This is a genomic window from Deinococcus metallilatus (genome assembly GCF_004758605.1).
Taxonomy (GTDB): domain Bacteria; phylum Deinococcota; class Deinococci; order Deinococcales; family Deinococcaceae; genus Deinococcus; species Deinococcus metallilatus.
The window spans coordinates 1,514,645-1,530,831 of sequence record NZ_CP038512.1; the positions used below are offsets into that span (position 1 = coordinate 1,514,645).

Consider the following 16,187-nt stretch of genomic DNA (forward strand, 5'->3'; position numbering starts at 1 on the left):
TCCCGTGACGCCCCACCCGGAACGTCCCGCCTCCCCCCGCGTAGACTGACCGCATATGAGGACGCCGCGCCGTCAGACCGTGACCACCTGGGTAGGCCATGTCCCTGTGGGCAGCTCACATCCCATCGTCGTGCAGTCCATGACGAACACCGACACCGCCGATGCCGAGGCAACCGCCATTCAGGTCGCGCAGCTCGCGCGGGCCGGGTCGGAGATCGTGCGCGTGACCGTCAACACGCGGGAAGCCGCCGCCACCCTCCCCGAGATCGTGGCCCGCCTGCACGACATCGGTGTCGACGTGCCCATCGTCGGGGACTTTCATTACAACGGGCACATCCTGCTGCGCGAGTATCCCGAAACGGCGCGGCTGCTCGCCAAGTACCGCATCAACCCCGGCAACGTCGGGGCCGGGCAGCACCACGACGCCAACTTCGCCACGATGATCGAAGTCGCCCGGGAGTTCGGCAAACCCGTCCGGATCGGCGTGAACTGGGGTTCCCTGGATCAGCAGGTCCTCGCCCGCCTGATGGACGAGAACGCCCGCTCCCCTCACCCCAAGTCCGTCACCGACGTGATGATCGACGCGATGGTGGTGTCCGCCCTCGACTCCGCCCGCTACGCCGAGGCGCTGGGCCTCCCGCACGACAAGATCATCATCTCGGTCAAGGTCAGCTCCGCCCCCGAACTGTGGCAGGTCTACCGCCAGCTTGCGCCGCTGTGCGACTATCCCCTCCACCTCGGCCTGACCGAAGCGGGCATGGGCATGAAGGGCATGGTGGCCTCCAGCGTGGCCCTCGCGCCCCTGCTGACCGAGGGGATCGGGGATACCATCCGCGTCTCGCTCACGCCCGAACCCGGCGCCTCCCGCAAACTGGAAGTGGAGGTCGCGCAGCAGATTCTCCAGAGCCTCGGGTTGAGACAGTTTCTCCCGCAGGTCACCTCCTGCCCCGGCTGCGGGCGCACCACCTCCACCTTCTTTCAGCACCTCGCCCAGCAGATTCAGGACTACATCCGGGATGCGATGCCCGACTGGAAGGCGAAATACCCCGGTGTGGAGGATATGCAGGTCGCCGTGATGGGCTGCATCGTGAATGGCCCCGGCGAGAGCAAGCACGCCAATATCGGCATCTCGCTGCCCGGCACCGGCGAGGACCCCCGCGCCCCGGTCTATCAGGACGGCAAACTGCTCACCACCCTGCGCGGCCCCCGCATCGCGCAGGACTTTCAGGAACTGCTCGAAAAGTACGTGGAGGAGCGGTACGGGCGAATCGTCACAGGCTGACCTCCTTGTCATCGGTCATCGAGCGACTGGTGTACGCCCGCTGGGGCGGCCAGCCTGCCGAATTGGCCGAGGTGGACCGTACTCTGAACCGCGTTGCCCGGCGGCAGGGCTGGACGTTCGCCAAAGTTCCTGGCCTGGACTCCTGCGCCAGCTACCGCGCCCACGAATGGCAGGGCCGCTATGGAGAAGTTATCGGCTGGACGCTGCTGACACTCACCATTGCCGCCGTATCCAGCCAGCGCCCGGTCTGGGGCCTGCCGCCTGAGTTTCACCTCATCTCCAGCGGACCGCTTCACGACGCCCTCAGCGCCGACGGCTCGCTGGTGCTGCCCGACGCGGACTGGCTGCTTGCTCCGTTATCCGACAGCGACAGGGCCGCCCTCCGCGCTTCCGGGGCAGGCAACGGCTGGGAAGCCTATAACCTCAATTCTTGGAAGCCCTCCATCCGCGCGGAGGCACTGTTTACGCACTGGGACTGAGGTTGCGGGGGTTTTCTCGGCACTTCAAACCCTTTACCCTAAAGGCATGAACATCTGGGGCATCGGCAGCTTCGAGAATGAGGTCGGTGTGGCGTTTGCGCAGGAGGTCGTCGAGGACGGCGCCTTTGCCCTGGCCGAGGCGTTCGACGTGGCCCTCGATCCCGACAACGACTTTCTTGACGCCGAGGAGGGCCACCGCACCCTGGCCGCCGCCGAGATTCTGGTCGCGGCCCTGACCGGGGATACGTCCCACATCACGGACGCGCCGCTCCGCGCCTGGGTCGCCAGCGCGAACCTGACCGAGCTGGGACCGCTGCGCGAAGTGGCCCGTGAAGCCCTCGGCCGCGTTTGCGGCTCCGACAGCGCCCTTCCCGACCTCTGGGCCGACAGCGGGGACACCGACGAGTGGCGGGCGGACGTGAAGCGGCTGCGGGCCGCGCTGGCGTAGGGGATGGACAGCTTCCGGGCCGCGGCGAAAGGGCGGCCCTCGCGGGCGGACAGCCTTCCGCCTCAGGGGTCATGACCAAACGCATCGACGACCTGATTCAAAGCCTCCTGGGTGGGGCCGATCACCCGCTCGCTCCGTTCCTGCGCTCGCAGTGTCAAGAGTCGCGCCTGTTTCTCACCTTTGCCGAGACGTACGCGACCAAGATTCACAAGAAAGCACGTCTGGCGCCCCTTGCTGACGAGCTGGCCGACCTGTTCGCCGAATTGGCGGTGGCCGCCTTCCTGGTGCGTGACCGGCGCTCCACGGTGCGCTATGAACCCTACCGTGCGACCGGGCAACGCGGCCCGGATTTTCAGGTGGTCTTCAAGAGCCATTCGCCCTTGCACGTCGAAGTCACCCGGCTCCGTCTCCTGGCCGACGACGATCCGCCCCGAGCGGCGTTCAAATTCGCACGTGTGGTGTGTGACAAGATCGGTCAGTTCCCACCCGGCGCGATGAATTTGCTCGCGGTCGTCGTCCCGCCGGGCGCAGAAAGTGATGCTCTCGCCCCGGCCGCCCTCCGGTTGCTGGACCGTGAGCCTCGGCGTGAAGAGAGCCTGCCATCTCCTGAATTGCCCCTGGAAGGCGTGCGGGCCTATCGTCGCCAACGCCAGCGCCTCAGCGCCGTCGCGCTCTGTTCGTTTGGCCCCGACGGGCGGCCGCTGCGGGTCAAGCTCTGGCTCAACCCTCAGGCAAAACACCCTTTGCCTCCCGATGTCATCAAGTATCTCGCTGACACGGCGCATTAGGGCAGCGCGACGCCCCCTTCTTCGAGTGGTGACCCTGACCCTCACCCCTCCAGCCGCACCTCGGCCACCTTCGAGAGCATCCGGAAGGACTGGAAGAGATGCAGGGCGTCGGGGCTGGTGTAGGCGACCGTGACGCCATCCACGCGCTCCACGCCGGGCACCCGCCCTGCCTGGTCGGCGCGGGCCTGATGGTTGAAGCTGAGTTCCACGCGGGCGGGCCAGAGGGTCTTGTATGGTTTGGCGTCCTGCGCCGCGCGCACGGCTTTTTCCGCTCCCTCGCGGATGAGGCGCTGCGCCTCGCGCGGGTGCAGATGCAGTGCGGCAAAGCTGCTGAGGCCCTCCTTGACGGCCACGCAGACCACCTGCTCCCCCAGTTCATCCTGAATCTCGGCCATCGCCACGTCATCCCCGGCGGCGAAGACGACCGGCACGCCGTAATGCCCGGCGACCAGCGCGTTCAGGCCGTACTCGCCCGTATCGCGCCCGTTTACGCGGACATTGCGGATAAAGCCGTTCCAGGTGTGGGCCAGTGGCCCGCGCACGCTCCCCGCCCGGGCGTGGTAGCCCACGAACAGCAGCGCCCCCACGCCTTCCTCCTGCACGCCCTGCACCATGCTGAGCGGCTTGTCGTTGCCGCTGGTGAAGCGGACGCCCTCCGGCAGCAGTTCGGGCAGCAGGTTCCGCATGGTGTCGTGCGAGTCGTTCACCAGCACGGCCGTCGCACCGCCCGCGAAGGCACCCTCGGCGGCGGCGGCAGCCTCCAGCGTCATCCGCTCGCGGGCCGCCTGGTACTCCGCGGCATTCACCAGACCTCCGAACTCGGGTGGGCTGACCTGTACCCAGCTCGCCACGCCGCACACGCCCTCCATATCCACACTGATGACGACTTTCATGGAGGGCAGCCTACCGTGCCAGGGCAACCGCAACGTCCGGTTTTTGGAGGCACTCGCCCCGGTCAACCCCTCAGTCGGCTTCGCTGAGAGGGGAGCCAGGGACGCCATTGGCCCTTCAGGAAACCCATGCTGTGGCCTCCCCTTGAGGGGAGGTGGCCCGAGGGGCCCGAGGGGGCAAACGAGGCTGGGCGAACCTTGCGAATTTGCGGTGGCCCTCCCGACCGTGCCGCGCGGCAGGCGCCGGAGTGAAGGGCCGTGCTAGCCTTATCCGTTATGAGCCGTGTCGCCCTGAAATCCGCCCGCGAGATTGAAGCCATGCGCCGTGCGGGGGCGCTCGTCGCGGAAACCTTCCGCGTTCTCGACCCTTTCGTGAAGCCGGGCGTGACCCTGGCCGAACTCGACCGCATCGCGGAGGAGCACATCCGCAAGCACGGCGCCACGCCCGCCTACCTGGGCTACGGTCCCAGGAACAATCCCTTCCCCGCCACCATCTGCGCCAGCGTGAACGAGGTGATCTGTCACGGTATCCCCGGTCCCCGCGAACTGAAGGAGGGGGACATCATCGGGGTGGATATCGGCGTATTGCTTGACGGCGTGTACGGCGACGCCTGCTACACCTACACGGTCGGCCGGGTCAGCCCCGAGGTGCAGGGTCTGGTGGACACCACCCGTCAATCCCTCGCGGCGGGGCTGGAGGTCGTGAAGCCCGGCAACCGTACCGGCGACATCGGCCACGCCATCCAGTCGCTCGCGGAGGGGCGCGGCTACGGCGTGGTCCGCGAGTACACCGGCCACGGCATCGGCAAGCGGCTGCACGAGGAACCCACCATCTACCACTGGGGCGCCCGCTATACCGGCCTCAAGCTCCAGCCCGGCATGGTCTTCACCGTCGAACCGATGATCAACCTTGGCACGCCCGACACCCGCCTGCTGGGTGACGGCTGGACGGTCATCACCGCCGACAAGAAGCCCAGCGCGCAGTTCGAGCACACGGTGGTCGTTACGCCGAAGGGACATGAGATTCTGACGCTGTGACCGCTCCCCCCCCTCCCAAACCGCCGCACGCCCCGAAGTTCCCCCGCGGCGGCCTGCGCTCCCTGTCCCCGGAAGGGCTGGAGGACGAGAGCGTTTATCGGGGAACAGTCCTGGAGGGGCTGGACCTGAGCGGGCGGGCCCTCCATGCCGTCACCTTCGAGGGCACGGTCTTTCGGGGGGTGAACTTCACGGGCGCGGCATGGACCCACGTCCGGTTCGTGGACGTGCGGTTCGAGCATTGCGACCTCTCCGGGGCCAGGTGGACGGCCCTCAGCCTGCTCCGGGTGCAGTTCACCGACTGCCGTCTGCTGGGGCTTCAGGTGCCGGAGGCGCTCTGGCAGCATGTCCGCCTGACGCGCGTGCAGGCGCAACTGGCCCTCTGCTGGAAGATGGAAGCCAAAGCCCTCTGGCTGGAAGACAGCGATCTTTCCGAAGCGACCTTTATGGAGGCCAACCTTCCCGGTGCCGTCTTCCGGGGCTGTACCCTGCGTCAGACCGACTTCCGGGGAGCGAAAATGCCCGGCGCCGACCTGCGCACCTCGAACCTGTCGGGGATTCGTGTGGGCATCCCCGAACTCCAGGAGGTCACGGTGGAGGCCACGCAACTCCTCGACCTCGCCCACCTGCTGGGGGTGCGGGTTCCCTCAGGTTGAGTGCCGACCAGAAGGCCGGTGATTGATTTAAAGCCAGGCTGAGGCTAGATTAGAAGCATTAGCGTGATGGAGACTCTCCCGACTGTGGAAACCTTGCGTGTTTCTGGCAAGTCCAGGCCCAACGCGGTTGCTGGGGCTATCGCTGCCCTGCTGCGCGCGCAGGGGCGGGCCGAGGTCAACGCCATCGGCCCGGCGGCGGTCAACCAGGCGGTCAAGGCTCTGGCGATTGCCCGCGGCTATCTGGAAGGCAACGGCCTCGACCTTGCCGTGCAGCCTGCCTTCGTCACCCTCGATGTGGCCGATGAGGAACGGACGGCCATGACGTTCCGGGTATGGGCGGTCAGGCCGAACTCGCACAGCCCCTGACTCTCTCATAATACCTGAGTCAAATACGCTAAGATTATGGCAGGAGGAAGACCAGCCATGATCTTCGGCCCCTATACCTTTCTGATCCTGATCATTTTCGTCGCCTCTCTGCTGATCCAGGGTTACCTGAGCCGCACCTACGGCCAGTGGGGCAACGTCCGCAACAGCCGGAACCTGACCGGCGCGGAACTGGCCCGCCGGATGCTGGACGAGAACGGCCTCTCGAATGTGCCGGTGAACCCTGTCCCCGGCAACCTCAGCGACCACTACGACCCCATCCGGAAGGTCGTGAACCTGTCGGAAGCCAACTACTACAGCCCCAGCGTCAGTGCGCTGGCGGTCGCCGCCCACGAGGTCGGGCACGCCATTCAGGACAAGGTGCGGATGCCCGCCCTGGTGCTGCGCGGACATCTGGCGGTGCCCCTCAGCCTGGGGATGAACCTCGCGCCGCTGCTGCTGCTCGCGGGCGTGTTCCTGCACTTCACCGGCCTGATCTGGCTGGGCGTGATCCTGTTCGGGGCGGCCCTGCTGTTCCACCTGATCACCCTGCCGGTCGAGTTCGACGCCAGCCGCCGCGCGCTCGCCTATCTGAACGGGCGCGGCCTGACCGGTGGCCGCGAGAGCCAGGGGGCCCGCGCGGTCCTCACCGCCGCCGCCCTCACCTACGTCGCCGGTTTCGCGATGGCCCTGGCGCAACTGCTGAACGTGCTGGGGATTGCGCGCAGCCAGGAGGACTGAGGGAGAGCTTTCAGCGGTCAGCTTTCGGCAAGAACAGAGAACGCCCCGGCATGAAGCTGGGGCGTCTTGCTTTTCCTGACGGCTGAAAGCTGATCGCTCCTACACGTTGAACCCGAACATCCGCATCTGCCGCTTGCCGTCCTCGGTCATCTTGTCCGGGCCCCAGGGCGGCGTCCACACGAATTCGACATTCACCTCGTTCACGCCGTCCAGCCGTCCGACCGCCATCTCGGCGTCGGCGCGGATCAGGTCCTGCACCGGGCAACCGACGCTGGTGAGCGTCATGGTGATGTCCACCAGGCCACCGGGCATGATGTCCACACCGTAGATCAGGCCCAGGTCCACCACGTTCACCGGAATCTCGGGGTCCTTGACGACCTTCAGGGCTTCGAGCACCTGCGCCTCGGTGGGCAGGGTGGCCGCGTCCTGGGGGGCGGCGTTCGTGTTGCTGTCTTCCATCAGGCGCTCCCTTCCTCGGTGGGCAGGCCCGCGTCCTTCCAGGCCAGCGTGCCGCCCTCCAGGTTCACGACCTTCGCATAACCGTTGTCCAGCAGGTACTGCCCGGCGCGGGCGCTGCGGGCGCCGCTGCGGCAGATCATCACCAGCTCGCGGTCTTTGGGGAGTTCCGCGTAGCGGGCCTCGAACTCGCTGAGGGGCAGCAGCGTGGCGCCCCCCGCGTGCACCTCCTGGTACTCGTTCGGCTCGCGCACGTCCACCAGCAGGGCCCCTTCCTGCACCATCCTCTGCCCCTCGGCGGGCGACACGTCCTTCAGGGAATCGGCCTTCATGTGAGACAGCATACAGGCGCCCGCCGGGACGTATGGTGCGGGCGTACACTCCGGTCATGACCCTGCCCGTCGGCGTGACCCTGATCGACCTGCGCCCGGCGGAACTGCGCCTGCGCGAGCCGCTTTCGGGCCTGACCTCCCTGCCCGTCCTGGCGGTCACGCTGGACGCCATCGAGGACGGCACACACGGCCTGAGCGCGGACCTGGGGCCGCTGGTCGTGATCTGCGAACGGGGCGCCCGCTCCGGCCTGGCCGCCCGTTACCTCCAGGCGGACGGCCTCCAGGCCAGTGCCTACCCGGGTGGCGTCCCCGCCCTGCGCCGTGAGCTGGACAGGGGAGGGGCCGCGACAGAGGACAACCCGGGTTGACTCTCCGCTCATGCCCGGCTCGCCGCTGCGGCGCACCATGAAGCATGTCCCCCAAAGACCGCTACAACGAAGGCGACCGTGACCACAGCCACAACCCCGGCGCCAACCACGGCAGCCCGGACAAGAAGGGGGGCGACGGCGAACGCCACCGCGACGGCAGCGACAGCGGCGGCGGCAAGCACGGCGGCCATGACAGCAACAAGGACAGAAATGACAAGAGTTGACGGCCTGTCATAGCCCCGTAACCCGCCCGTCCCAGGCTGAGGTATGACGCACCCCGGAAACACCATCCTGGTGACCACCGACGCGAGCGAGCTGGGGCACCGCGCTCTGGCACACGCGCAAGCCCTGGCCCGCGCCCTGCACGCCGACCTGACCGTGCTGTACGTGCAGCCGGACCCGCTGCCCACGATGGCCGAGGCCTACGTCTACGTGCCGAGCAACACCGACCAGGCGCAGGAGGAGGCTCTGCGCGACATCCGTGATGATCTCGCGCGCCGTCTGCCGGGGGCGCGGGTGCGGGTGAAGCACGCCGATGGGCACCCCATCCCGCGTCTGATCATCGAGGCCGCGCGCGAGGAGGGGGCCGCCCTGATCGTGATGAGCACGCACGGCCGCAGCGGTCTGGGCCGCGCCCTGCTGGGCAGCGTGGCCGAGGCGGTCGCCCACCACGCTCCCGTGCCGGTGCTGCTGGTCCGCGCCGGTCATGAGGTGAAGGACTGGACCAGCGGGGAAACCGGCCCCGGCTGACCGGTTCCCTCGCTCACGCTCCGGCCGGGGGCGTTCGGCTAGACTGGCGCGTTATGGCGCGTGCCCGAGTGAAACCCGAAGTGATGAGTCCCGTCGGCGGCTGGCCGCAACTGCGCGCGGCGGTGGAGGCCGGGGCGGACGCGGTGTTCTTCGGGGTGCAGTCCACCCGGGGTCAGGGGTTTCACGCGCGGGCCAAGGTCGGCTTCACGGACGAGGAACTCCCCGACCTGATGCGGACCCTGCACGAGCGCGGCGTGCAGGGCTTCGTGACCTTCAATGTCCTGGTGTTCGACCGCGAACTGCGCGAGGCGGAACGGCAGCTGATGCACCTGGCGCAGTCCGGCGTGGACGCGATCATCGTGCAGGATCACGGCGTCGCGCGCCTGGCGCACGAGATCTGCCCCGACCTCCCCATCCACGGCAGCACGCAGATGAGCATCACCTCCGCCGAGGGCGCGGAACTGGCGCGGCGATGCGGCGCCAGCCGCGTCGTGCTGGGCCGCGAGCTGTCCCTGCGCGACATCGCCCGCATCGCCGCGCAGACGGACCTGGAACTGGAAACCTTCGTCCACGGGGCGCTCTGCGTGAGCTACAGCGGCCAGTGCTTTTCCAGCGAGGCGTGGGGTGGGCGCAGCGCCAACCGCGGCCAGTGCGCGCAGGCGTGCCGTCTGCCCTATGAACTGCTGGTGGACGGCGTTCACCGTGACCTGGGTGACGCCCGCTACCTGCTCTCGCCCGGCGACCTGTACGCGCTGCATCAGGTGCCCGACCTGATGAACGTCGGCGTCAACTGCCTGAAGATCGAGGGCCGCTACAAGGACGCGGATTTCGTCGCCCTGACCACCGCCGCCTACCGCCGGGCCGTGGATGAAGCCTGGGCGGCCCTGCCCCTCAGCGTGACCCCGCAGGAAGAACGCGATCTGGAGCAGGTGTACTCGCGCGGTCTGGGGCCGCATTTCATCGGCGGCACCAACCATCAGCAGGTGGTGCGGGGCCGTGCGCCCAGGCACCGGGGCGTGCGCGTCGGCACCGTGCGCGGCACCACCGAACGCGGGGTGCTGGTCGAACTCTCGGAAGAGGTCCGGCCCGGCGACGGCCTGGTCTTCGATTCGGCCAACTGGCGGACGCCCGAAGGCCGTGAGGAGGGCGGCTTCCTGTACGGTCTGTGGCAGCGCGGTCAGCCGGTCGAGGCCGTGCGGCCCGGTGAGACGGCGGAACTCCGCTTCGGGCGCGGCGCGGTGGACCCGGCCCGCGTGAAGGCGGGCGACCCGGTCTGGCGCACCCACGACCCGACGCTGAGCGCCCGCGTCAAGCCGCTGCTGGAGGCGAATGATCCGGTTCACACCCGACCCGTCACCGCCCATTTCCGGGGATGGGTCGGGGAAGTCCCGGCCCTCACCCTGGCGGACGAACAGGGGCGCAGCGTCACCGTGACCCTGCCCGACGCCCTCCAGCCCGCCCGCAACCGCGCTCTGGACGAGGCGGCCCTGCGCGAGCAGCTCGGCAAGCTGGGCGGCACCGGCTACCACCTCGCCGCCCTCACCGTGGAACTGGCCGGGGCAGGGTTCCTCCCCGTCTCGCAGCTCAACGCGCTGCGCCGCGAGGCGGCCGAGCAATTGACGGCCCTGCGCGGCCAGGCTCCCGAACGGCGCATCACCCCCCGGCTGGACGAGGTCTTGCGGGAGGCAGGTCAGAAAAGCCGCGCTGGAGCGGGCGAGGGACAGCCCCGCCTCCACGTCCTCGTCCGCACGCCCGAACAGCTTGGCGCGGCCATTGAAGAGCGGCCCGACTCGATCACGCTCGATTACCTCGAACTGTACGGCCTGAAGCCCAGCGTGGAGCGGGTGCGCGGGGCGGGGATTCCGGTGCGGGTCGCCAGCCCGCGCATCCTCAAGCCCACCGAGCAGAACCTCCAGAAGTTCCTGCTCTCGCTGGGGGCCGACCTGCTGGTGCGTTCGGGTGGCCTGCTGGAAGGCTTGCAGACCATGCCGGACCTCCCCGCCCTGACTGGCGATTTCAGCCTGAATGCGGCAAACGTCCTCACCACGCGGGCGCTGCTCGACCTGGGGCTGGAGCGGGTCACGCCCACGCACGACCTGAACGCCCGGCAGGTCACTGAGCTTGCCTCCCTGGTCGGTGCGGAGCGGCTGGAAGTCATCGCCTACCAGCACCTCCCCGTCTTCCACACCGAGCACTGCGTCTTCTGCCGGTTCCTGTCGGAAGGCACCGACTACACGAGCTGCGGCCATCCCTGCGAGTCGCACCGGGTCGCCCTGCGCGACGAGCGCGGCGTCGCCCATCCCGTCATGGCCGACGTGGGCTGCCGCAACACGGTCTTCGAGGGACGGCCCCAGGTCGCGGGCGCGCATCTCGGAGACTGGCTGGCGGCGGGGCTGCGGGAATTCCGCCTGGAATTCGTCCACGAGACGCCCGAACAGGTCCGTGACGTGATCCGCGCCCACCGCGCCTTCCTGGCGGGCGAACTGGCAGCGGCGGCTCTGGAAGCCCGCTTGCAGGCCCTCTCCGACCAGGGCACCACCGAGGGCAGCCTGTTTGTCCCGGAAGGCTTCGACCGCCTGCCTGCCCTGCCGGTCCTCTGAAGGCGGCCGGTCGTCTAGACTGCCTAAAGGCTGGCTTGAGCCAAAGTTCATATTCCCGGGGGGGCCTGATCCGGTACGGTGGTTCATGCGTGGAGCGGAACCTGTCAAGACCGAACGGCATGACGTAGGCGCGCGGCAGCATCACACGAACACGGGTATCCGCCCGGTTCACACCTACCGCGAACACGCCCACGGCCTGTTCGTCGCGCGTGACTTCGTGGCGCACCCCCGCATCCGGCACTGGCAGGCACACCTGTTGCCCGCCCTGGGCGCGGTGGTCTGCCGCTACGACTTCCACGGCCTGCGCGAACACGATTACTACATCGACATTGCCACGGTCACCCGTGTGGATGACCTCTGGACCGTCCGCGACCACTACCTCGACCTCCTGGTTCACGAAGGCATGGCCGCCGAGATCGTGGATACCGGTGAACTGCTCGCCGCGCATGACGCGGGCTTCATCGGTACCGCCGAGTTGCATCACGCCGTCACCACCGCGCACCAGGTGCTCTCCGGGCTCGCCCGCGCCCGCTACGAGCTGGGCGGGTGGCTGGCCGGGCAGGGGATCGAGCTGGACTGGCTGAGCGTGCCGGAGTACCTGACCGCGTAGGCCACTGCGCCGACGCTGCCGGTCCGGGTGGCCCGCTAGATTGGGCCATGCCCGCTGATGCCGCCCAAGCCCGCCTGGAAGCCGCGTTGCCCGCCGCACTCACCCGGATCACCTCCACCCCGGGCGTCTATGCGGTGCTGTGGTGCGGCAGCGCCCAGCGGGGAGAGGCGGACGCTCACAGCGACCTCGATGTTCATGCGTTGGTCACGGGAGATCACCGCTGGCGCAGCAGCTTCACCCTGGAGGGCGTGCTGGTGGAGGTCTTTCACAACCCGGCGCGGAAGGTCCGGGCGCTTCTGGAAGAGCCGGATCATGCCACCGTCGCCATGTTCGCGCAGGGCCGCGCCCTGGTAAACCACCCCGAGCTGGCGGAACTGATGGCGAGGGCTCGCGCGGTTCATCTGGCCGGTCCCTCCCCACGCGCCCTGACCCCATTCGAGCGGCACCTGCTGGTCGATGAGGTCGTCGAGGCCCGCGCGACGGCGGGGGACCCCCTGCACCCCCTCCTGGTGGCGAACGCGACCCGCAGAGCCGTCCGCGCCCTGTACGCTGCGCGCGGCTGGTGGGAGGTGAAGCCCCGACACTGGCTGCGCGATCTGAACGACCACGATCCGGTGGCGGCCCGGCATCTCCACGCCGCCCTGACCGCGCCCCGACCGGGCGAGCGCCAGGCGGCCTTAGAAGCCCTGGCCCTCTGTGTGCTGGACAGCCTGGCGTATGGCGAGAGCGTCACCGAAGCGCAGGCCGTGCCCTGACATTCAGGTCAGCGGCACTTCCGCCTGCGTGCCGGGGGGAAGGCTCAGGAGCTTCCGGAGCGGTTCCTCCCCGTGCTTCAGCAGATACGTCAGGAAGTTCATCTCGCGCTCCTGCGGGACACCGCCCGGCAAAAGGTGCTTTTTGAGCCGGGTCAGTTGCCGCGTCCGGTCGTCCTCCTGCCGGGCCAGCGCGCGCAGGGCGAGGGCCTGGAGGTGCGCGATGCGGGCCGTGGTGCGGGTGCGGGTCCGTTCGGCCGCCCCCTCCAGCGTGGGGTCGAGGGCGGCGAGGTCGGTGGTGAGGGCATAGAGCTCGGCCTCCAGCGCGGCGAGCCGCTGGGCCGACGCCGCCTCCGCCCCCCGTTCCCGCGCCAGCGCCCGGCCCAGCACCCCCTCCGGGTCGGCCTGCACCTGCGCGGCCGTCGCGTTCAGGCGCGAGAGCAGCCGCACGACGTTCGGCTCCAGCCAGGTCACACTCAGACGCGGCCACAGCAGCGGTTGCCGCAGCCCGTGCAATTCGTACACCTCCGCGAGTTGCGCCCCATAGGCGATCTCGCCCGGCCCGACCACAAAGGCCAGCGTGGGCAGCAGCGCGTCCTGTACGGCCGGGCGCAGGCCCGCCGCCGGGGTCACGCGCGACGGGTCGGCGGCCAGCACGGCCTGCACCTCCTCCGGGGTATATGGGCGCGTGTCGGTGTGAAACCGCTGCCCGTCGAAGCGCAGGAGCCGCCGCTGCCCGTCCTCCTCCTCGATGAAGAGGTTGGTCGCGCCCTGGGGGCGGCGCAGTTGCGGGATGAACCCCTCCGCTTCCAGCCGCCCCGCCGCCGCCTCGATGCGTGTGGGGCCTTCCAGCGGACGCTCCAGCTCGCGGGCGAGGGTGGGGGCCATCAGCCGAGCCAGGGCCGGATGCAGCGGGTCCAGCACCAGCACCCCGGCGGGTGCGAGGAGGCCGTGAATCAGCCGGGCGAACACGTCCGCGTAACTGCCGCCGCCCGCCAGAGCCCGCTCCACCCGCGCGCGCACCGCCGCCCGGTACTCCGGCGCCGTGTCGAAGCGGTCCAGCAGACTCAGCACCTGCGCCGTCCACTCTTCAAGCCAGGGCACCCGGCCCACCGGGACGCCTTCCGGCACGTCCAGCGTCAGGCGGTGCAGGTCCTCGGCGTGGTCGAGCAGGGTGGTGGAGGCGACCTCCGCCGCGTCGTGGTCCTGGCTGGCGACCCAGTACACGGCGACCACCGGGGCGTCTTCCCGGTCGAGTTGCCGGGCGAGCAGCGCCGCGTCCGCGCCCTTGTGGACGCTGTAGGCCGGGCCGGTCAGGAGGCCCGCCTGCTGCCCGGTCACCACCACCCGCGAGGCCGGGTGCGCCAGGCGCGCCAGCAGGCCCTCCACGTCCGCGTCCAGCGTGCCCAGGTCGCGGTGATAGGCCCGCAGGGCTCCAGCCAGGGCCGCCCGGTCCACATCGGGCCGCGTCTCTCCGGCCGCTCGCTCCAGATCGCCCGGCCCCAGCCGGAAGAAGGCGGGCAGGTCGCCCGCCCGGTATGCCGCTGCCATGCTTCTCGTCAAGATGTCACCTTTGTCCAGGGGCCGGAGGTGCCCTCTGTCCTCAAGCCCCTTCTGCTTTACATTCTACAGCACACGCGGGCCGTTGCCGGAGCGGCCTACCGCAATGGCTCGCGCGCGGCCGTCAGCAGGCCGCTGCGGTCGGTCAGGATGATGCGCCGGTAGCCCAGGTCGAGCAGCCCCCGTGCCCGGAAATCGCCCAGCAGCTTGGTGATGGTTTCGCGCGTGCTGCCCACCACATGCGCGAGGTCCTGGTGAGACACCCGCTCCCGCAGGGCCAGCGTGCCGCCGTCGGGCCAGGGGCCTTCGCGCTCGGCGAGGGCCAGCAGGGCCAGCGCCAGCCGCTGCGAAACCTCCATGAACACCAGGGCCGCCAGACGTTCCTGCACCCCCCGGGTCTGCCGCGTGACCTGCTCGGTCAGGGCCACGCCGACGGCCGGATGCGCCTGCGTCAGCCGCGTCAGGGTTTCCCCGCCCAGCAGCAGCGCCTCGGTGTCGTCCATCGCCTCGGCATACATCCCGTATACCGCGCCGGGCAGCAGCGCCGCCGCGCCCAGCAGGTCCCCCGGGCCGTGCACGTCCAGCGTGACTTCCCGCGCCCCTCCTCCCAGGCGGTACAGCCGCACGCTGCCGCGCATCAGGACAAACAGCGTTTCGGCCGGGTCCTCCGGGTGAAACAGCAACCCGCCCCGCGCCCAGCGGCCCACGCGCGCTGCGGCCACCACCTGCGCCTGCGTTTCCTGCGGCAGCGCCCCGAATGGCCCGGACATCATGAGGACAGTGTGCCATATCAGGTCCCCGGGGGCAGGGGGCCGGGCGGGAGAGAGGGCCCGCGCTGCCCCCGACCCGCGCCAGAGGCCGTGTTAGAATCCCCGCCACGCATGACCCGACCCGACCCGACCGCCCCGCCGCCGACCGGGCAGCGCCTCACCCTGTTTGACCTGCCGCTGGACGTGGTGACCCTGGAGCAGACCCTGGACCGGCTGGGCGCCTGGATGTTCGCCTCCCCCCGCACCCCCCACACGGTGGTCACGCTGAACCCCGAGCTCATCGTGCAGTCCCGCACGCAACCCGAGTTCCTGCGGGCCGTGCGGGAGGCCGACCTGGTGACCGCCGACGGCGTGGGCATCGTCTGGGCGGTGCGGCAACTGGACGGCCGCGAGGTGCCGCGCGCCCCCGGCTACGACATCGTGAAGGGCCTAATGGAGCGGCACGGCGCGGACCTGCGGGTCTTCTTCCTGGGGGCCAAGCCCGGCGTCGCGGAACAGGCCGCGCAGAACGCCGTCCGCGACTACGGGATTCAGGTGGCGGGCGTCCATCACGGCTACTTCGACCAGGCCGAGGATCAGCGGGTCGCGGAGCTCATCGGCGCGTCCGGCGCGCACCTCGTCCTGACGGGGATGGGGGCCGGGCGGCAGGAAATCTTCAACCAGTACTGGCGGCAGGTGCTGAATGCGCCCGTCCTGATCGGCTGCGGCGGCGTCATTGACGTGTTCGCCGGGACCGCCGACCTCGCCCCGGCCTGGACGCGCAAACTGGGCGTGGAGTTCATCTGGCGCGTGGGCCTGGACCGCAAACGCTGGAACCGTGCCCCCCGCCTCGCGCAGTTCGTGCGGCTGGTGCAGGCGGAGAAGCGGCGGATGCGGTAGGGATCAGGAGCGCGGCGCCAACCCCAAATCCCCCCCGAAATTCCCCTCCCAGGCGTTCAGCACCCTTCCCCCCTGGACCAGCAGCACCGTTGGATAGGCACCGACATGCAGCGCGCGGGCAAAGGCGGTCGCCTCCGGGCCACGCCAGACGTTGACGCCACTGGGGGCGGGGGCGGCCACGTCCTCGGCATTCACGGCCCGCACCGGCAGTCCGGCGGCCAGCACGGCGCCCCACAGCTCGCCCAGATCGCCGCAGTCGTGCGAATACACCACGATGACCTCACGGTCCGGGGTCATCCAGGGATGGGCGGGCAGCGGTTCGCCCAGGCGCACCCGCGCGTCTGCGGCGGGAGTGCCCAGGGCCAGCAGCAGCGTCAGCAGAGGCGCACGTTTCATGTGGGGCATCATGCCCGCCGCGCCCGCCCTCC

General features: G+C 69.5%; 21 protein-coding genes. 15 read left to right on the plus strand and 6 right to left on the minus strand.

The genetic code is table 11. The annotated features are described in order from the left end of the window. The first annotated feature begins 55 nt into the window (after window positions 1-55). The 4 genes from ispG (at window position 56) to E5F05_RS13315 (ending at window position 2,997) form a co-directional block, all read left to right on the plus strand. Window positions 56-1,282: a flavodoxin-dependent (E)-4-hydroxy-3-methylbut-2-enyl-diphosphate synthase gene (gene ispG / locus E5F05_RS13300; protein ID WP_129119120.1), complete on the plus strand. Its 1,227-nt coding sequence runs from the start codon at window positions 56-58 to the stop codon at window positions 1,280-1,282. Window positions 1,283-1,287: 5 nt separating this feature from the next. After that, window positions 1,288-1,761, plus strand: coding sequence for a hypothetical protein (locus E5F05_RS13305; protein ID WP_129119121.1), 474 nt, complete (start codon window positions 1,288-1,290; stop codon window positions 1,759-1,761). A 46-nt stretch (window positions 1,762-1,807) separates the two neighbouring features. Then, entirely contained in the window at window positions 1,808-2,209 is a 402-nt protein-coding gene (locus E5F05_RS13310; protein ID WP_129119122.1) for a DUF4259 domain-containing protein, read from the plus strand. A 71-nt stretch (window positions 2,210-2,280) separates the two neighbouring features. Further along, window positions 2,281-2,997 carry a hypothetical protein gene (locus E5F05_RS13315; protein ID WP_129119123.1) on the plus strand — a complete coding sequence of 239 codons (717 nt, stop codon included), beginning with the start codon at window positions 2,281-2,283 and terminating at the stop codon, window positions 2,995-2,997. A gap of 41 nt (window positions 2,998-3,038) precedes the next feature. On the opposite strand, the gene E5F05_RS13320 is transcribed toward E5F05_RS13315, so the two are convergent. Beyond that, window positions 3,039-3,890, minus strand: a complete 852-nt coding sequence (locus E5F05_RS13320; RefSeq protein WP_129119124.1) for a M55 family metallopeptidase — start codon at window positions 3,888-3,890, stop codon at window positions 3,039-3,041. 273 nt (window positions 3,891-4,163) lie between these two features. Here E5F05_RS13320 and map point away from each other — a divergent pair, with 273 nt between their 5' ends. The 4 genes from map to E5F05_RS13340 all read left to right on the plus strand — a co-directional run bounded on the left by map (window position 4,164) and on the right by E5F05_RS13340 (window position 6,682). After that, the gene (gene map, locus E5F05_RS13325) at window positions 4,164-4,925 is read left to right on the plus strand and encodes a type I methionyl aminopeptidase (protein ID WP_164973476.1); all 762 of its coding nucleotides are present in this window, start codon (window positions 4,164-4,166) and stop codon (window positions 4,923-4,925) included. Continuing rightward, window positions 4,922-5,578 (plus strand): pentapeptide repeat-containing protein, encoded by a 657-nt coding sequence (locus E5F05_RS13330; RefSeq protein WP_129119126.1) that lies wholly within the window; start codon window positions 4,922-4,924, stop codon window positions 5,576-5,578. Before map ends, E5F05_RS13330 begins: the two co-directional genes overlap by 4 nt. Before the next feature lie 66 nt (window positions 5,579-5,644). Continuing rightward, window positions 5,645-5,944: a stage V sporulation protein S gene (locus tag E5F05_RS13335; RefSeq protein WP_129119428.1), complete on the plus strand. Its 300-nt coding sequence runs from the start codon at window positions 5,645-5,647 to the stop codon at window positions 5,942-5,944. A 57-nt stretch (window positions 5,945-6,001) separates the two neighbouring features. Then, window positions 6,002-6,682, plus strand: coding sequence for a zinc metallopeptidase (locus tag E5F05_RS13340; RefSeq protein WP_129119429.1), 681 nt, complete (start codon window positions 6,002-6,004; stop codon window positions 6,680-6,682). 99 nt (window positions 6,683-6,781) lie between these two features. On the opposite strand, the gene E5F05_RS13345 is transcribed toward E5F05_RS13340, so the two are convergent. Together E5F05_RS13345 and E5F05_RS13350 are read right to left on the minus strand one after the other, a co-directional pair. Next, the gene (locus E5F05_RS13345) at window positions 6,782-7,141 is read right to left on the minus strand and encodes a metal-sulfur cluster assembly factor (RefSeq protein ID WP_164973477.1); all 360 of its coding nucleotides are present in this window, start codon (window positions 7,139-7,141) and stop codon (window positions 6,782-6,784) included. Further along, window positions 7,141-7,470 carry a rhodanese-like domain-containing protein gene (locus E5F05_RS13350; protein ID WP_164973478.1) on the minus strand — a complete coding sequence of 110 codons (330 nt, stop codon included), beginning with the start codon at window positions 7,468-7,470 and terminating at the stop codon, window positions 7,141-7,143. Before E5F05_RS13350 ends, E5F05_RS13345 begins: the two co-directional genes overlap by 1 nt. A gap of 56 nt (window positions 7,471-7,526) precedes the next feature. Between E5F05_RS13350 and E5F05_RS13355 the strand changes: the two genes are divergently transcribed. From E5F05_RS13355 to E5F05_RS13380, 6 genes are all read left to right on the plus strand, one after another. Beyond that, on the plus strand, window positions 7,527-7,838 hold the full coding sequence (locus tag E5F05_RS13355; RefSeq protein ID WP_129119128.1) for a rhodanese-like domain-containing protein: 312 nt from the start codon (window positions 7,527-7,529) through the stop codon (window positions 7,836-7,838). A gap of 44 nt (window positions 7,839-7,882) precedes the next feature. Further along, window positions 7,883-8,062 (plus strand): hypothetical protein, encoded by a 180-nt coding sequence (locus E5F05_RS13360; protein WP_129119129.1) that lies wholly within the window; start codon window positions 7,883-7,885, stop codon window positions 8,060-8,062. A gap of 43 nt (window positions 8,063-8,105) precedes the next feature. Beyond that, window positions 8,106-8,588 carry a universal stress protein gene (locus E5F05_RS13365; RefSeq protein WP_129119130.1) on the plus strand — a complete coding sequence of 161 codons (483 nt, stop codon included), beginning with the start codon at window positions 8,106-8,108 and terminating at the stop codon, window positions 8,586-8,588. 53 nt (window positions 8,589-8,641) lie between these two features. Then, entirely contained in the window at window positions 8,642-11,188 is a 2,547-nt protein-coding gene (locus E5F05_RS13370) for a U32 family peptidase (RefSeq protein WP_164973479.1), read from the plus strand. 85 nt (window positions 11,189-11,273) lie between these two features. Beyond that, window positions 11,274-11,798, plus strand: a complete 525-nt coding sequence (locus E5F05_RS13375) for a DUF402 domain-containing protein (protein WP_129119131.1) — start codon at window positions 11,274-11,276, stop codon at window positions 11,796-11,798. A 47-nt stretch (window positions 11,799-11,845) separates the two neighbouring features. Next, window positions 11,846-12,553, plus strand: coding sequence for a hypothetical protein (locus tag E5F05_RS13380; protein WP_129119132.1), 708 nt, complete (start codon window positions 11,846-11,848; stop codon window positions 12,551-12,553). Window positions 12,554-12,556: 3 nt separating this feature from the next. Here E5F05_RS13380 and bshC read toward each other — a convergent pair whose 3' ends face one another. Next, complete coding sequence (bshC, locus tag E5F05_RS13385) at window positions 12,557-14,113, minus strand: bacillithiol biosynthesis cysteine-adding enzyme BshC (RefSeq protein ID WP_129119133.1); 1,557 nt, start codon at window positions 14,111-14,113, stop codon at window positions 12,557-12,559. 95 nt (window positions 14,114-14,208) lie between these two features. Beyond that, entirely contained in the window at window positions 14,209-14,883 is a 675-nt protein-coding gene (locus tag E5F05_RS13390; protein ID WP_129119134.1) for a Crp/Fnr family transcriptional regulator, read from the minus strand. Between the two features lie 108 nt (window positions 14,884-14,991). Between E5F05_RS13390 and E5F05_RS13395 the strand changes: the two genes are divergently transcribed. Beyond that, window positions 14,992-15,759 (plus strand): WecB/TagA/CpsF family glycosyltransferase, encoded by a 768-nt coding sequence (locus E5F05_RS13395; protein WP_129119135.1) that lies wholly within the window; start codon window positions 14,992-14,994, stop codon window positions 15,757-15,759. Between the two features lie 3 nt (window positions 15,760-15,762). Here E5F05_RS13395 and E5F05_RS13400 read toward each other — a convergent pair whose 3' ends face one another. After that, on the minus strand, window positions 15,763-16,164 hold the full coding sequence (locus E5F05_RS13400; protein ID WP_164973495.1) for a penicillin-binding protein: 402 nt from the start codon (window positions 16,162-16,164) through the stop codon (window positions 15,763-15,765). Window positions 16,165-16,187 lie beyond the last annotated feature (23 nt).

Coding starts and splice junctions, on each gene's coding strand:
- E5F05_RS13350 (WP_164973478.1), bottom strand. CDS start 7,470: ATGAAGGCCGATTCCCTGAAGGACGTGTCGCCCGCCGAGGGGCAGAGG.
- E5F05_RS13370 (WP_164973479.1), top strand. CDS start 8,642: ATGGCGCGTGCCCGAGTGAAACCCGAAGTGATGAGTCCCGTCGGCGGC.
- E5F05_RS13335 (WP_129119428.1), top strand. CDS start 5,645: ATGGAGACTCTCCCGACTGTGGAAACCTTGCGTGTTTCTGGCAAGTCC.
- E5F05_RS13345 (WP_164973477.1), bottom strand. CDS start 7,141: ATGGAAGACAGCAACACGAACGCCGCCCCCCAGGACGCGGCCACCCTG.
- E5F05_RS13310 (WP_129119122.1), top strand. CDS start 1,808: ATGAACATCTGGGGCATCGGCAGCTTCGAGAATGAGGTCGGTGTGGCG.
- E5F05_RS13365 (WP_129119130.1), top strand. CDS start 8,106: ATGACGCACCCCGGAAACACCATCCTGGTGACCACCGACGCGAGCGAG.
- ispG (WP_129119120.1), top strand. CDS start 56: ATGAGGACGCCGCGCCGTCAGACCGTGACCACCTGGGTAGGCCATGTC.
- map (WP_164973476.1), top strand. CDS start 4,164: ATGAGCCGTGTCGCCCTGAAATCCGCCCGCGAGATTGAAGCCATGCGC.
- E5F05_RS13380 (WP_129119132.1), top strand. CDS start 11,846: ATGCCCGCTGATGCCGCCCAAGCCCGCCTGGAAGCCGCGTTGCCCGCC.
- E5F05_RS13375 (WP_129119131.1), top strand. CDS start 11,274: ATGCGTGGAGCGGAACCTGTCAAGACCGAACGGCATGACGTAGGCGCG.
- E5F05_RS13390 (WP_129119134.1), bottom strand. CDS start 14,883: ATGATGTCCGGGCCATTCGGGGCGCTGCCGCAGGAAACGCAGGCGCAG.
- E5F05_RS13320 (WP_129119124.1), bottom strand. CDS start 3,890: ATGAAAGTCGTCATCAGTGTGGATATGGAGGGCGTGTGCGGCGTGGCG.
- E5F05_RS13340 (WP_129119429.1), top strand. CDS start 6,002: ATGATCTTCGGCCCCTATACCTTTCTGATCCTGATCATTTTCGTCGCC.
- E5F05_RS13360 (WP_129119129.1), top strand. CDS start 7,883: ATGTCCCCCAAAGACCGCTACAACGAAGGCGACCGTGACCACAGCCAC.
- E5F05_RS13315 (WP_129119123.1), top strand. CDS start 2,281: ATGACCAAACGCATCGACGACCTGATTCAAAGCCTCCTGGGTGGGGCC.
- E5F05_RS13355 (WP_129119128.1), top strand. CDS start 7,527: ATGACCCTGCCCGTCGGCGTGACCCTGATCGACCTGCGCCCGGCGGAA.
- E5F05_RS13395 (WP_129119135.1), top strand. CDS start 14,992: ATGACCCGACCCGACCCGACCGCCCCGCCGCCGACCGGGCAGCGCCTC.
- E5F05_RS13400 (WP_164973495.1), bottom strand. CDS start 16,164: ATGCCCCACATGAAACGTGCGCCTCTGCTGACGCTGCTGCTGGCCCTG.